At 67.3% G+C, this 14629-nt stretch carries 14 protein-coding genes; 6 read left to right on the top strand and 8 right to left on the bottom strand.

Features of this window, described 5'->3' with window-relative positions:
* Window positions 1–32 precede the first annotated feature (32 nt).
* Entirely contained in the window at window positions 33–920 is an 888-nt protein-coding gene (locus H977_RS0116815; protein WP_029108940.1) for an adenylate/guanylate cyclase domain-containing protein, read from the bottom strand.
* A gap of 228 nt (window positions 921–1148) precedes the next feature.
* Here H977_RS0116815 and H977_RS0116810 point away from each other — a divergent pair, with 228 nt between their 5' ends.
* Together H977_RS0116810 and H977_RS0116805 are read left to right on the top strand one after the other, a co-directional pair.
* Window positions 1149–2171, top strand: coding sequence for an oxygenase MpaB family protein (locus H977_RS0116810; RefSeq protein ID WP_029108939.1), 1023 nt, complete (start codon window positions 1149–1151; stop codon window positions 2169–2171).
* 27 nt (window positions 2172–2198) lie between these two features.
* Complete coding sequence (locus H977_RS0116805) at window positions 2199–3437, top strand: acyl-CoA dehydrogenase family protein (protein ID WP_029108938.1); 1239 nt, start codon at window positions 2199–2201, stop codon at window positions 3435–3437.
* Between the two features lie 73 nt (window positions 3438–3510).
* On the opposite strand, the gene H977_RS0116800 is transcribed toward H977_RS0116805, so the two are convergent.
* Genes H977_RS0116800 through infC form a run of 4 tightly spaced genes read right to left on the bottom strand, consistent with a single transcriptional unit; the run spans window position 3511 to window position 5563 of the window.
* Window positions 3511–4254 carry a TrmH family RNA methyltransferase gene (locus H977_RS0116800; RefSeq protein WP_029108937.1) on the bottom strand — a complete coding sequence of 248 codons (744 nt, stop codon included), beginning with the start codon at window positions 4252–4254 and terminating at the stop codon, window positions 3511–3513.
* A 23-nt stretch (window positions 4255–4277) separates the two neighbouring features.
* Window positions 4278–4676: a 50S ribosomal protein L20 gene (rplT, locus tag H977_RS0116795; RefSeq protein WP_029108936.1), complete on the bottom strand. Its 399-nt coding sequence runs from the start codon at window positions 4674–4676 to the stop codon at window positions 4278–4280.
* A gap of 40 nt (window positions 4677–4716) precedes the next feature.
* A complete protein-coding gene (gene rpmI / locus H977_RS0116790; protein ID WP_003885176.1) occupies window positions 4717–4911 on the bottom strand; it encodes a 50S ribosomal protein L35 in 195 nt (64 codons plus the stop codon).
* Between the two features lie 40 nt (window positions 4912–4951).
* Window positions 4952–5563, bottom strand: coding sequence for a translation initiation factor IF-3 (gene infC / locus H977_RS0116785; RefSeq protein WP_196808264.1), 612 nt, complete (start codon window positions 5561–5563; stop codon window positions 4952–4954).
* 264 nt (window positions 5564–5827) lie between these two features.
* Between infC and H977_RS0116780 the strand changes: the two genes are divergently transcribed.
* The 3 genes from H977_RS0116780 to H977_RS0116770 all read left to right on the top strand — a co-directional run bounded on the left by H977_RS0116780 (window position 5828) and on the right by H977_RS0116770 (window position 10991).
* The gene (locus tag H977_RS0116780) at window positions 5828–6187 is read left to right on the top strand and encodes a DUF1844 domain-containing protein (RefSeq protein WP_029108934.1); all 360 of its coding nucleotides are present in this window, start codon (window positions 5828–5830) and stop codon (window positions 6185–6187) included.
* 68 nt (window positions 6188–6255) lie between these two features.
* Window positions 6256–9582 (top strand): bifunctional lysylphosphatidylglycerol synthetase/lysine--tRNA ligase LysX, encoded by a 3327-nt coding sequence (gene lysX, locus H977_RS0116775; protein WP_029108933.1) that lies wholly within the window; start codon window positions 6256–6258, stop codon window positions 9580–9582.
* A gap of 74 nt (window positions 9583–9656) precedes the next feature.
* Window positions 9657–10991 carry an alpha/beta hydrolase gene (locus tag H977_RS0116770; protein WP_036476281.1) on the top strand — a complete coding sequence of 445 codons (1335 nt, stop codon included), beginning with the start codon at window positions 9657–9659 and terminating at the stop codon, window positions 10989–10991.
* A gap of 51 nt (window positions 10992–11042) precedes the next feature.
* On the opposite strand, the gene H977_RS0116765 is transcribed toward H977_RS0116770, so the two are convergent.
* The 3 genes from H977_RS0116765 to H977_RS0116755 form a co-directional block, all read right to left on the bottom strand.
* The gene (locus H977_RS0116765; RefSeq protein WP_029108931.1) at window positions 11043–11579 is read right to left on the bottom strand and encodes an AAA family ATPase; all 537 of its coding nucleotides are present in this window, start codon (window positions 11577–11579) and stop codon (window positions 11043–11045) included.
* Between the two features lie 101 nt (window positions 11580–11680).
* Window positions 11681–12784 carry a hypothetical protein gene (locus H977_RS0116760; RefSeq protein ID WP_029108930.1) on the bottom strand — a complete coding sequence of 368 codons (1104 nt, stop codon included), beginning with the start codon at window positions 12782–12784 and terminating at the stop codon, window positions 11681–11683.
* On the bottom strand, window positions 12781–14124 hold the full coding sequence (locus tag H977_RS0116755) for a hypothetical protein (RefSeq protein WP_029108929.1): 1344 nt from the start codon (window positions 14122–14124) through the stop codon (window positions 12781–12783). The genes H977_RS0116760 and H977_RS0116755 overlap by 4 nt, the downstream gene beginning before the upstream one ends.
* Window positions 14125–14185: 61 nt before the next feature.
* Here H977_RS0116755 and H977_RS0116750 point away from each other — a divergent pair, with 61 nt between their 5' ends.
* Window positions 14186–14629, top strand: a complete 444-nt coding sequence (locus H977_RS0116750; protein WP_036476203.1) for a hypothetical protein — start codon at window positions 14186–14188, stop codon at window positions 14627–14629.

Raw genomic sequence — 14629 nt, 5'->3', positions numbered from 1 at the left:
AAGATCGAATCACATCTCCACGTGCTCAAACGTCAGCGCGCCGGTGGTTGCCCGGAGGTCTTCACCCGGTACATCCCCAGATCGTCGGGCACGCCTTCGGGTTTGTTCGAGAACATCTGCCGCCGTTGGCGTTTCACGCTGACGGCGAGTTCTGCCAGCTCCTCTTCGGAGATGCCTTCCAGCGTGGTGTGGGACACGACGAGGCCGCCGCTGCCGGCCCGCTCCATCACCCGGGCGGTGATGTTCACGTCCACACCCAGCCAGTCCGATCCGATGCGCTGCGGGCGTCCGGTGTGGATACCGACCCGCATGCGCGGTGCGTAACCGTCCATGTCGATGCCCTTCACCCCGTCGAGCGCGACGAGCATCGCCCGCAGGGCGGTACCCGGGTCGGAGAACACCGCCATCATGCCGTCGCCCATGCGTTTGACGATGTGACCGCCGGCCTCCAGCACCGGCGGCTCGATCACTTGTGCGACGCGGCGCAGCAATCGCAGCGTGGCGTCATCACCGGAGCGCAGTGACCACGAGGAGAAGCCGACAAGGTCGGTGAACGCCAGCGTCACCTCGGGATTGGCCGGCGTCCCCGAGATGCGCTCGGTGAGCGCCTGCCACACCTGCAATGCGCCCAGGCTCACCTCGCGCGAGGCGGCGTCACGGTCCAGCAGCCGGTCGGCCACTCTGGCCGCGGCCCGCGGACCGCCCTCGCCGGACGCCGAGAGGCGGTCGCCGAAATCCGGATCCCCGGGAAGTGCCCGACGCGCTCGCCGGACCAGGTCGACGACGGCCGGGCTGCGGTTGGCGTTCTGCAGCCACCCGAACGGGCCCGGCAATCCGGGTCTCTGCGCCGGGCGCTGTTGCGGCGCCTGCTCGATATCCCCGACTTTGCCGGACGGGTCATCGAACGGCTCGCCATCCACAGCGCAAGACTAAGTGGCGCGCGGACCGGGCGGCAATCACGCCACGGGCGGGTTTGCCCGCACTTCCCCCACGTCGGCGAACCGGGCTGGTCACGGCGCTGTGGCGCCACGGTAGCCGCCGAATAACAGTGCGCGACGACGCGCCGCGCCAACGTAGACAACGTGCGTTGTCACTACTATCGTTGGCCGCAGCTGTGATCCACGTCATGACGAGTCAACGAGGACCCAATGACCACACAAGCCGCCACCGGCAGCGAACACGATCCACTCGGCCCCGATTCGCTCACCTGGAAGTACTTCGGCGACCTGCGCACCGGGATGCTGGGCGTCTGGATCGGCGCGATCCAGAACATGTATCCGGAACTCGGCGCCGGCGTCGAGGAGCATTCGATCCTGCTGCGTGAACCGCTACAGCGGGTGGCCCGGTCGGTGTACCCGATCATGGGAGTGGTCTACGACGGGGACCGCGCGCCCGACACCGGCGCGCAGATCAAGGGGTTCCACACCACCATCAAGGGCGTCGACAACCAAGGGCGGCGCTACCACGCACTGAACCCGGAGACGTTCTACTGGGCGCACGCGACGTTCTTCATGTTGATCATCAAGACCGCGGAGTATTTCTGCGGCGGCCTGACCGAAGCCGAGAAGCAACAGCTGTTCGACGAACACGTGCAGTGGTACCGGATGTACGGCATGAGCATGCGGCCGGTCCCCGAGAACTGGGAGCAGTTCCAGGAGTACTGGGACGCCAAGTGCCGCGACGAGCTCGAGATCAACCGGGCGACCCTCGACATCTTCACCATCCGGATCCCCAAGCCGTGGTTCGTTTTGATGCCGACGCCGGTCTGGGACCAACTTTTCAAACCCCTTGTGGGAGCGCAGCGCTGGATCGCCGCCGGACTGTTCGACCCGGCGGTGCGGGAGAAGGCCGGGATGCGCTGGACGCCCGGCGACGAGGTGCTGCTGCGGATCTTCGGCAAGATGGTCGAGTTGGCGTTCGTCGCGGTGCCCGACGAGATCAGGCTGCACCCACGCGCCCTGTCGGCCTACCGCCGCGCGGCCGGCAAGCTACCGGCGGACGGTCCTCTGGTGGAAGCGCCGGGCTTCATGGCCCCGCCGCGCGACCGCAGGGGGCTGCCGATGCATTACCTGCCGCGCAACAAGACCCTGCTGGACCGGGCCGGGGCCCTGGTACACACCACGTTCTCACTGCCGGCGCTGCGGCGTCCTGCCCGCCGCCCCGCGGCCTGACTTTTGACACGTGTCTAAGCTGTCGAGATGCTTGATTGGTCTGATGTAGACATCGCCGTGCGCGACGCGGTTCGCGAATTCGTGGACAAGGAGATCCGCCCGCATCTCGACGAGCTCGAGAGCGGCGATATGGAGCCGTACCCGATCGTGCGAAAGCTGTTCGCCACGTTCGGTATTGACACGATGGCCAAGGAATCGCTGGAAAAGCGGCTGGAGAAGCTCCGCAGCGGCGACGCCAAGCCCTCCGGCGCGCGCGGCGGCATGTTCGGTGGCAGCGGGTCCCCGGGCATGGGATTCGTCCTGATCAGCGAACTGTGCCGGGTATCGATGGGCCTGGTGACGGGCCTCGGGGTCAGCCTCGGCCTGACCGTGTCGACCATCCAGAGCCGCGGCACGCTGGCCCAGCAGGAACGCTGGCTCCCGGGCCTGGTGACCTACGAGAAGATCGGCGCCTGGGCGATCACCGAACCCGATTCGGGCTCAGACGCCTTCGGCGGTATGAAGTCCTATGTCACCCGCGATGGGGACGATTACATCCTCAACGGCCAGAAGACCTTCATCACCAACGGGCCCGACGCCGACGTCGTCGTCGTCTACGCCAAGCTGGATGAACGAGATGGGGCGGACAAGCGCAACCGCAAGGTACTGACCTTCGTCCTCGACCGCGGTATGGAAGGCTTCGTGCAGTCGAAGCCGTTCCGCAAGATGGGCATTCATTCCTCGCGCACCGGCGAGCTGTTCTTCAACAACGTCCGGCTGGGACGTGACCGGCTGCTCGGCGAGACCGAAGGCTCTGCGGACGGCACCGACGAAGGCCGGGCAAGCGCGCGGTCGAACTTTTCGGCCGAACGCATCGGGGTGGCCGCGATGGCACTGGGCGTGATCGAGGAATGCCTGCGGTTGAGCGTCGACTACGCCAAGACCCGCACCTTGTGGGGCCAGGAGATCAGCCAGTTCCAGTTGATCCAGCTCAAACTGGCCAACATGGAAGTGGCCCGGATGAACGTGCGCAACATGCTGTTCCGCGTCATCGAATCCTCTGAGAAGGGCGCCCCGATCTCGCTGGCCGAGGCCTCGGCCATCAAGTGGTACTGCTCGCAGGCCGCAACCGATGTCGCGATGGAGGCCGTGCAGTTGTTCGGCGGCAACGGCTACATGACCGAATACCGGGTGGAGCAGTTGGCCCGCGACGCCAAGTCGTTGATGATCTATGCCGGCAGCAACGAGGTTCAGATCACCCACGTGGCACGGGGACTGCTCAGTTAGGTTTCACATCGGTCCAATGGCCACTTGTGATACCTGAAACGCGAAAAAGCGTGCGACAAGTGGCCATTCGGCGCTAAACGCGGTGGGCGCGGGCGCTCTGATACAGACAGATCGACGCCGCAGACGCGATGTTGAGACTTTCGGAATGACCGGGCATCGGAATGTGCACCCGGTGGTCGGCTGCAGAGGCCAATTCGGTTGGCAGGCCATGAGCTTCGGGGCCGAAGAGCCAGGCCGTGGCCGGCGCGAGGTCCACATGATCGAGGCTGACCTCGCCGTCGATCGTGGTGGCCAGCACCTGCAATCCGGCTGCCTGCAGTCGCGTGACGGCTGCGGCCTCATCGGGTTCACTGATCACCGGCAGAGAGAAGATGCTGCCCGCCGAGGCGCGTAGGCACTTGCTGTTGTAGGGGTCCACGCTGTGGCCGGCCAGCACGACCGCGTCGGCGCCCATCGCATCGGCGGCCCGGATCAGCGTCCCGGCGTTGCCCGGCTCCGAGATCTGCACCGGTACCGCGATCAAGCGGGGCGCGGCAGCCAGAACGTCGTCGAGCGAGACCTCCGGCAGTGTGCACACCGCCACCAGGCCTACCGGGGTGACGGTGTCCGACAACGCTTTTGCCGCGCGTTCGGTGACCAGCTCGACGGGTGCGTCACCGAGCATGGATCGGAAGCGGTCCGCAGCTTCTTCGGTCGCGAACACCTCGGATACAAGTCCGCGCCGCAACGCGGCCTCGACGAGGTTCGGTCCCTCGGCAAGAAAGCGTGCGGCGCGGCGGCGCCCGACGTGGCGCTGCAGTTTGACTGCAGCAGCCACTCGGGCAGAACGCTCGGTGAGCGTCAGGCGGCCTCACCAGCGGACGTCGACGGCGCATTCACATCGGCGGGCAGCGCGGCCTTGGCGACCTCGACCAGTGCGGTGAACGCGGCGGCATCGCTGACGGCGATCTCGGCCAGGTTCTTACGGTCCACCTCGACGCCTGCGGCCTTGAGACCCTGGATCAGGCGGTTGTAGGTGATGTCGTTGGCGCGGGCCGCGGCGTTGATACGCGAGATCCACAGCTTGCGGAACTCACCCTTACGGGCACGGCGGTCGCGGTAGGCATAGGTCAGCGAGTGCAGCTGCTGTTCCTTGGCCTTGCGGTACAGGCGCGACCGCTGGCCGCGGTAGCCCTTCGAGGCCTTGAGTACGGTACGCCGCTTCTTCTGGGCGTTGAGTGCGCGCTTCACGCGTGCCATGGGATGTTCCTATTCTCGGTCGGTACGGGGAGCGGCAGATCTAGCCGTTGAGCATCTTGTTGACACGCTTGGTGTCGTTGGCCGCCACCACAGTGCGGCCGTCGAGCCTGCGGGTGCGCTTGGTGGCCTTGTGCTCCAGCAGGTGGCGCCGGCCGGCCTTCTGGCGCACGATCTTGCCGGTCCCGGTCTTGCGGAAGCGCTTCGATGCTCCGCTGTGGGTCTTCGCCTTGGGCATGAATCCTCAGTTCTGTGTTGAAACTAGTTCTGTGTTGAAACTAGTTCTGCGTGACGTCTGGTTCTTCTGATGCGGCTGGTGCAGCCTGCTGCTGCCCGCCGGGGCGCTCGGCCTGCTCTGCCGCCTTGGCGCGAGTCTTCGCACCGCGGTGTGGTGCCAGCACCATCGTCATGTTGCGGCCGTCCTGCTTGGCCGACGTCTCGACGAAGCCGTATTCGGCGACATCGGCGCCGAGCCGCTGCAGCAACCGGTACCCGAGTTCGGGGCGGGATTGCTCGCGACCACGGAACATGATGGTCACCTTGACCTTGGACCCGGCTTCGAGGAAGCGGACCACATGGCCCTTCTTCGTCTCGTAGTCGTGGTCATCGATCTTGGGACGCAGCTTCTGTTCCTTGACGACGGTCTGCTGCTGGTTCTTGCGAGACTCGCGCTCCTTGAGTGCCGTCTCGTACTTGAACTTGCCGTAATCCATGATCTTGCAGACCGGGGGTTTAGCGGCTGGTGCAACTTCGACGAGGTCGAGATCGGCATCCGCGGCGACGCGGAGAGCATCTTCGATGCGCACGATCCCTACCTGCTCGCCGTTCGGTCCGATCAGGCGGACTTCAGGTACGCGGATGCGCTCGTTGATGCGGGTCTCAGTGCTGATGGGGCCTCCTATGTTGGGTCTGCTGAGGAGACCCCGCCCATCCGCACTTCTGCCCTGTAGAACAGAAAAGCCCTGCTCAAAGCAGGGCCCAATGCCGACCGATCACGGCTTGCGCCGCCTGCAGCTCCGACGCTGGAGCACAGAACCGGCGTCCGAGGACACCGGCGACCGGACCGTTGTACCTTGTGGCCAACGGTGGGAGTGGGACTCCACTTGCTGTCCCTGACGTAAGCCGGGACGGTCGCGCATGACAGTCTAGCAGGCATGACGGATCCGACCGAAATGCCCGACGATGCGACGCCGCAGGTGCGGGAGCTGGCCGACATTCCCGCAGTCGAAGTGATCACCCGGGCTGCGGTCATGTTGATGAGCGCCGCGGCCGAGAAGATCGGGTTGTCTGCCGAGGATCCCGAGGATAGCCCCCACCGTGATCTCGATGAGGCCCGCCGGCTCATCACGGGACTGGCCGGGCTCGTGACGGCGTCGGCCGAGTATCTGGGACCCCACGCGGGCCCCGTGCGCGACGGCCTCAAAAGTCTGCAGCTTGCCTTCCGCGAAGCCAGCGCGGCTCCTGACGAGCCGGGCAAAGGGCCAGGCGAGAAGTACACCGGCCCGGTCTGGTAGGCACTCTCCCCGACCTCTGTGCGCGCGCTCAACCCAATTGACGGGTTGAGCGCCTATTCTCCGGGCGTATGACCGTTATCAGCGGCGGCCACCGCACCGGGCTCCAGCCCGCATCGAGGTTTTCCTGGGTTCCCGCAGCAGCCGGCTGGACCGTCGGGGTCATCGCCACCCTGTCGCTGATCGCCAGCGTGTCCCAAACGGTGCGCTGGCTGATCCAGGTCCCGCGCGAGTTCGTCAACGACTACATCTTCAACTTTCCCGACACCAGCTTCTCGTGGGCCTTCGTGCTGGCACTGCTGGCCGCGGCGCTGGCGGCCCGCAAGCGCATCGCCTGGTGGATCCTGCTGCTGTACATGGTGGGCGCCATCGGCTGGAACCTCGGCGATCTGGTCACCGGCGGCGACCCGCTCGCCGAGGACGTCGGCGAGGTGATCGGCCTGGCGTTCCACGTCACCGCCATCGCGTGTCTGGTGCTGGCCCGCAATCAGTTCTGGGCCAAGGTGCGTCGCGGTGCCCTGCTCAAATCCGCCGTCGTCCTGGTCGCGGGCATGGCGATCGGCATCCTGGCCGCGTGGGCACTGCTGGAGTTGTTCCCCGGCACCATCGCCCCGGAATGGCGGCTGCTCTACGCGGTCAACCGGGTGAGCGGGTTCGCCACCGTTCCGACCGAGGTGTTCGAGGGCTATTCGCATCCCTTCCTCAACGCCATCTTCGGCCTGTTCGGCGCACTGGCGCTGATGGCGGCCGCGGTCGTGCTGTTCCAGTCGCAACGCGCTTCCAATGCGCTGACCGGCGAGGACGAATCGGCGATCCGCGGCCTGTTGGAGGCCTACGGCAAGAACGATTCGCTGGGCTACTTCGCCACCCGTCGCGACAAGTCGGTGGTGTTCGCCCCCAACGGGCGCGCCGCGATCGCCTATCGCGTGGAGGTGGGCGTGTGCCTGGCCGGAGGGGACCCTGTCGGCGACCCCAAGTCGTGGCCGCAGGCGATCGCCGCCTGGTTGCAGTTGTGCCAGACCTACGGCTGGGCGCCCGGTGTGATGGGAGCGAGTCTGGCTGCGGCCGAGGCGTTCCGGGCGGCCGGACTCAACGCGCTGCAGCTCGGCGACGAAGCCATCCTGTATCCGGAGAACTTCCGGCTGTCCGGGCCCGACATGCGCGCGGTGCGTCAGGCCGTCACCCGCGCGAGGCGGGCCGGGGCCTCGGTGCGGATCCGGCGTCACCGCGAGTTGGAGCCGGCCGAGATGGCCGACGTGATCAAGCGCGCCGACGCCTGGCGGGACACCGAGACCGAACGCGGCTTCTCGATGGCGCTGGGCCGGCTCGGTGACCCGGCCGATGGTGACTGCCTGCTCGTCGAGGCGGTGCAGCAGCGCGGAGACACCTCCGAACCTGAAGTGGTGGCGTTGCTTTCGTTGGTGCCGTGGGGCACCAACGGCGTCTCGCTCGACGTCATGCGCCGTTCCCCGCAATCCCCCAACGGCACCATCGAACTCATGGTCAGCGAGCTGTGCATGCAGTCCGAAGCCATTGGGGTCAGCCGGATTTCACTCAATTTCGCGATGTTCCGATCGGCATTCCAGCAGGGTGCGCAGCTCGGCGCGGGTCCGGTGGCCCGGCTCTGGCGGGCGCTGCTGGTGTTCTTCTCCCGATGGTGGCAGCTGGAGACCCTCTACCGGTCGAACATGAAGTACCAGCCCGAGTGGGTTCCGCGGTACGCCTGCTATGAGGATGCCCGGTTGATCCCACGGGTCGGGGTGGCCTCGGTGATCGCCGAGGGATTCCTGGTGCTGCCGTTCTCGCGACGCAACAAGCAGCACACCGGTGAACACGTAGCAGCCCCTGCCGATCTGGTGGATTCGGGCCGGCTGCATCACGACGGCAGCGCACCGGACTTCTCCGGAATGACGACAGACCCCGACGGCGACGAGCGGCAACGGTTGCCCGAGCAGGTCAGGGTCCGGATGGCCAAATTGCGCCAGCTGCAGGCCGACGGTGTCGACGCCTATCCCGTCGGCCAGGCCCCCAGCCATACCGTCTCGGCCGCACTGGAATCCACCGACGGTGACACCGTGAGCGTGGCCGGGCGAATCCTGCGGGTCCGGGATTACGGCGGCGTGCTGTTCGCCCAACTGCGCGACTGGTCGGGCGAGGTGCAACTGCTGCTCGACAACACCCGGCTGTCGCAGGCCCGCACTGCCGACTTCACTGCGACGATCGACCTCGGCGATCTGATCGAGGTCACCGGCTCGATGGGGTACAGCCGAACCGGCACCCGGTCACTGCTGGTCGACAGCTGGCGATTGATCGGCAAGTGCCTGCGACCGCTGCCGGACAAGTGGAAGGGCCTGACCGACCAGGAGGCCCGGGTCCGCGCGCGCTACGTGGACCTGGCCGTCAACACCGAGGCGCGGGATCTGATCCGGGCCCGCAGCGGTGCCCTGCACGCGATCCGGGAAACGTTGTACGCCAAGGGTTTCCTTGAGGTGGAAACCCCGATCCTGCAGCAGATCCACGGCGGTGCCAACGCCCGGCCGTTCCTGACCCACATCAACGCCTACGACCTGGACCTTTATCTGCGGATCGCACCGGAGCTCTACCTCAAGCGGCTGTGCGTCGGCGGTGTCGAGCGAGTCTTCGAGCTGGGCCGCGCGTTCCGCAACGAGGGCGTGGACTTCAGCCACAACCCGGAGTTCACCCTGCTGGAGGCGTACCAGGCGCATGCCGACTACAACGTCTGGATCGACGGCTGTCGCGAACTGATCCAGAACGCCGCCGCCGCAGCCAACGGGGCCCAGGTCTTCATGCGGCCACGTGCCGACGGGGTCCTCGAACCCATCGACATATCGGGCCGGTGGGCGGTCAAGACCGTGCACGACGCGGTTTCGGAGGCCCTCGGCGAACACGTCACCGTCGATACCGATCTGACCACGCTGCGCCGGCTCTGCGACGCGGCACACATCCCCTACCTGACCCACTGGGACGCCGGCGCCGTCGTGCTGGAGATGTACGAGCACCTGGTCGAGGACCGGACAGAAGAGCCCACGTTCTACAAGGACTTCCCGACCTCGGTGTCGCCGCTGACCCGGCCGCATCGCAGCATCCCGGGAGTCGCCGAACGCTGGGATCTGGTGGCCTGGGGCGTGGAGCTGGGCACCGCCTACAGCGAGCTGACCGACCCCGTCGAACAACGCCGCCGGTTGCAGGAACAGTCGTTGCTGGCCGCCGGCGGCGACCCCGAGGCCATGGAACTCGACGAGGACTTCCTGCAGGCGATGGAGTACGCCATGCCGCCGACAGGCGGTCTCGGCATGGGGGTCGACCGTGTCGTCATGTTGATCACCGGCCGCAGCATCCGCGAGACATTGCCCTTTCCGCTGGCCAAACCGCGTTAGCAGGCGTCTCACAGCCGATCCCAAGATTCGGCGGCGACGATGTCAGTGTGACGTTCACCCACCACCTGTCCTTGATGCACGGCTGGGTTCCGACCAGCGTTCAAGTCATCACCGCCGTGGTACTGATCGCCGCAATCGGCTGGCGGACCCGTCGCTGGGCGCTCATCTGGCTGCCGCTGGCAGCTGCGGTGGGCGGCATCCTGGTTGCCGGCACCAACTGGTACATCGAGTCCGAGGGGCTGGCGGGCAACCCGGCGCCCCGGTCACTGTGGGTGTGGATCGCACTGTCCGGTGTGGCGCTGGTGGTCCTGGTCGCCGGCTGGCGCGGCAGCCGGTGGTGGCGGCGCGGGACCGCGGTCATGGCGGTACCGCTGACCCTGCTGTGCACGGCCCTGGCGCTGAACCTCTGGGTGGGTTACTTCCCCTGGGTACAGACCGCGTGGAACCAGCTGACCGCCGGTCCCCTACCCGACCAGACCGATCAGGTCACCGTCGCCGCGATGCAACGTCAAGGCGCCATCCCCGCCAAGGGCAGCGTGGTCGCGGTCGACATTCCCAACACCGCCTCCGGTTTCCGGCACCGTGGTGAGTACGTGTACCTGCCGCCGGCCTGGTTCGCCGCCAATCCCCCGCCACAGTTGCCGACCGTGATGATGATCGGCGGAGAATTCAACACTCCGGCCGACTGGATGCGGGCGGGCAACGTGGTCAAGACGATGGACGACTTCGCCGCGGCCCACCACGGTTACGCGCCGGTGCTGGTCTTCGCCGATCCGGGCGGAACCTTCAACAATGACACCGAGTGCGTCAACGGCAAGCGCGGGAATTCGGCCGACCACCTCACCAAAGATGTTGTGCCCTATATGAACAGCCATTACGGCGTCAAGCCGACCGCGGCCGGCTGGGGCATCGTCGGCTGGTCCATGGGCGGCACCTGCGCGGTGGATCTGGCCGTCATGCACCCCGAGTTGTTCAGTGCGTTCGTGGATATCGCTGGTGACATCGGCCCCAACTCGGGCACCAAGGCGCAGACCATCGACCGGCTGTTCGGCGGGAACGCCGCGGCGTGGGATGCCTTCGACCCCACCACCGTGATCAACCGCCACGGCCAGTACGAGCAGATGGCCGGCTGGTTCGACGTCAACGACACGTCGACGGCGGGCAAGCCCGCGGGCCGCGCCAACGATCAGGCCAAGGCGGCCAACGCGCTGTGCGCGCTCGGGTCGAAGAACGGCATCGCCTGTGCCGTGGTGACCCAGCAGGGCACCCACGACTGGCCGTTCGCGAGCCACGCGTTCTCCTCGGCCCTGCCCTGGCTGTCCGGCGTCATCGGCACCCCGCAGTCGCCCCCGATCGGCCTGCCACAGTCATCGACCTCGCCGGCCTTCATCCAGACCGCCGCCAAATAGCGACGGGTCCAGTACACGAAAACCCGTGTACGGCTTGACCCATCGACCCGCTCAGATCGTATGCGTCCCTGCGCCGACTGCTCGGTGAACGGCTTCGACGGTTTCGGAGATGTCGAGGTCGGTGGTGTCGATCACATTCGGCGCGTAGGGGCCCAGATCGAAGAATTGGTCCCAGAGGGCCAGTATCGGCTGTTCGTCGGTGAGCACTCCTGGTTCTGTGCGCTCCTGAGCACGCTTGAGGGCGGTGCGGCGGTCAGGACGAAGGACCACGTAGTGGACCGTGATGTCAGGGTGCTGACGGCTGACCCGCCGGTAGTGGTGCAGCATCCACGGTCCGACGATCCCGTCGACGATGGTCGTGTAGCCCCCTGCCGCGTAGCCGAAGGCCGCGGCTGCGACCACACCGACAACGGTCTGGTTCTGCGAATCGGATTCCGGCAGATAAGGAGGGATCGCACCGCTGACGATGGCATGCCAGAAATCGTCTGTGTGCAGGTGCACCGCGCGGGCGTACCGAAGAGCCAGCTTTCGCGCGATCGTCGTTTTCCCAGAACCCGGGGAACCGGACACGATGACTACATCGCTCATTCGAACCCCTCCCATGTTCCACGGGCGTCGGCGACGCGCTTGCTGCCCGATTCTTCGTTGCTGCCGGAGGAATTGGCAACGGAGTTTCCTGGCAGCTCTGTTCAGTAGTCGGATTCGGCCGCGAGTATCTCGGCGAGGAACGCATCGGCCGCCCCGGCGAGCCGCGAATTGGATGCCGCGGCCAACCGGGACCGCGCGAACGCACGCACCCGGTCCCGGTCCGTCGCGGACTCGGCAACTCCGACGGCGCCGACCCGCACCGTGGTGTGTGACCAATCCAGGTTCCACGCCCGGGTTTCGCTGAGCGGCATGCCATCTGGATCACGCAAGGGCAGTACGGCGCGGCCCGTGGCGTCGAGGGCACCGGAGCCGCCGCAGCCGCCGCCGTGCACTTCCACCTCGATGCCCGACGGTGAATCCGGACCTGCGAGTGCGACCTGCACCGCCGCATCCGTTCCCTCATCGGCTGCGGTGACCGACCACTCGACGGTGTCCTCGGCAGCATCGAACACCCCTGGCGGTACCGCCGACCAGTTCACGCTCGCCGTCCCGCCGGCGATCAAGCCGGCCGCGTTCGATCCACCGGTCCCGGCGGCCAGGGCGTAGTCCTGACGCCGTGGCGCCGCGCTGACACGTTCCGGCCAGTCCACACCGATGTCGCCGGCCACTTCCCGGCATCGCCTCACCAGTTCGGCGACCCTCGGATCACCTTGCCCGGCAAGCGAATTGAGCGCTTCCAGATGAGGTGACAGCAGGCCTGCCACATCGGAATCGAGGGTCTCGTCGGTGAAGAAGTCGTCGACGGCCACGGTCAACAGCGCGACTTCCGCATCGAGCACGGGACGCTCCAGCGCCGCGATACCGTCCCGGTCGCTGGCCGGCCACCACCGTCGTAGCCAGTGTCCGATCGCCAGACGACGCAACGTATCCGTCGGGCCAGGCAGCAGGTCCACACCTGGAACGTCGAGCGGCTCTCCCGGCTCGCGGTGGCGCAGCGCGTCCAGAACCGCGACATGGCCGGACTCGCCGAGCAGCCGCCACAGCCAGTCCGCGCGTTCCGGATCGGTGAAGGTGATCGCCGGCTCGGCGTCGCCGTCAACCGTCCACGACAGCACGGCGCCGCTGACCTCCAGCACCGCCAGCAACGGTGGCCCGGTGACGAGCGGGCCCGTACTCCACAACCCGGACTCAGCTCCCAATTTCACTGTGCCACCTGCACTTCCAGCATGGCCTTGATCCGCTGCCGGTGATCCAGACTGACTGACCGGGCCACCCCTTCCAGCAGCGACCGCAGGTCATCGACATCCGCGCAGGACTCCTGCCACACGTCGCGGCCGTGCAACCGCGCCCACAGCCGGCTCAGATAAGGCCGGGCGAACACGCCGAGATCATCGATGATCTGTCGCTGGCGCGGATGCACCGCCGTGCCTGCCGCCAGATACCGGCGGGCATGCAGCACGTACGCCTCCTTGGCCAGCCGGGCCTGGATGCGTGCCGACAACTGGTAGCGTCCCGACGCCGTCGCATCGAGCGGGTGCAGGTCGGTGGCCACCTCGATGCCGGCGAGAAGCCCGGCCTGCTTGTCCTCGCCGAGCAACCCCCACGGCGCGCACGCCCTGTCCACCTCCTCGGCGCACAGCAGCGGCAGATCGGGCAGTTCATCGCGGTCCAGCGCCCGGCGCAATGTCGCCCGCACCCGGTCCACCACGCTGCGGTCCAGCGGGCGGTCCCCCGCCCCTGGACCGCTGATCGCCGGAGCTGGTTGTGGCAGTACCGAACTCAGGCCGATGTCGACGAGCGACCATGGCAGCCCGGCCTCGGCCCGGCGCGCCAGGGCACCGAGGTTGTACGGGGTCGCGTCGGCCACCAGGGCCGACCACACGCGCTGCCGGGCCGCCTCGGCGCGGTGACTCTCGGCCGGTCCCAGCACTGTGACCAGACCGGCGAAGAACGGGCCGGTGATCGCGTCGGATGCGACGACGTCATCCCAGCTGCGCTCGAGTTGGCGGCCCAACCGATCGACGACCTGCGGCTCGGACACATACGCGGTGAGCGCCTCCACCGCCGTGCGGTCCCGGCCTCCGTGCAGCTCGGCCAGCACCTCCGCCGCGACCTCGGCCCGATCGGAGGCCGGGGCGCCCCGCGTCACCGCCAGCTCGAAACATGCCGGAAAGTAGAGCTCCTGGGCATTGCCGGTCGTGATGCGCAGCCGCCGGCGCTGCTGTTTGAGTTCGATGAACCAGGCCGCGGCGGCACGCAGGTGTGGCGCGCTGCGGGCCATCTGCTCGTGCAGCTCGGCCGCCACGTCGGGGGCCAGGACCGGCGCCGAGAAGTGTGTGTTGCTGCGCAGCCTGAGCACCAGCGGGTCGATGATCCGTTTGACCGTCCGGCGTAGCGGCCCCCCATCGCCGCCGCTGAACACCTCGACGCCGGGGCCGAGGGCGCGCCACGCCCGGTCGATCACGGCGCGGCGCGGTTGCGCCGCCGGCGTCGCGCCCGCTTTGGCACCGGCCTCGGCGCCGGCTGTATCGGACCCGATGCTCACCGGCACCAGGATAGAGCCGAAGTTGGGTTCGGTAGCGGTCACCCGGCCGGACCCTGGGAACATGACCGACGCCGTGCTCTTCACCGTCCTGTGCCTGTTGGGCGCCGGCGCCGCCATGACCGCCGCCCGTCGGGCGAGACGCCCCGGACCGAACGATGAGGCCGACGAGCGCCTGGTCACCCTCGGCGAACTGGTGGCCGAATTCGATCACATGCTGGTCCGCAAGGGATTGCTGACCGGGGCTCAGGTCGCGCTGATCCGGACCGGAACCCGGTCACGCGGCATCATCACGGGGATGCGCGCCACCGGCGCGATTCGTGAGGACTATCGCGAGGTGGAACTCGACCTGATGGTCAGCCGTCGCGGCGGAGGTCAGTTCCCGGTACGCCAGCGCGCGCTGGTCCCGGCGACGGCACTGGCGAAAGTGTCACCCGGCAACGTGATCGACACCTACTACCGGCCCGGTGACGAGAGCACAGTCGCGGTCTGCGTGTCCCCGGCCTGA

Origin of the sequence: Mycobacterium sp. URHD0025, assembly GCF_000426065.1 — a bacterium.
Classification (GTDB): Bacteria; Actinomycetota; Actinomycetes; order Mycobacteriales; family Mycobacteriaceae; genus Mycobacterium.
This window is presented reverse-complemented; position numbering and strand designations above follow the sequence as displayed.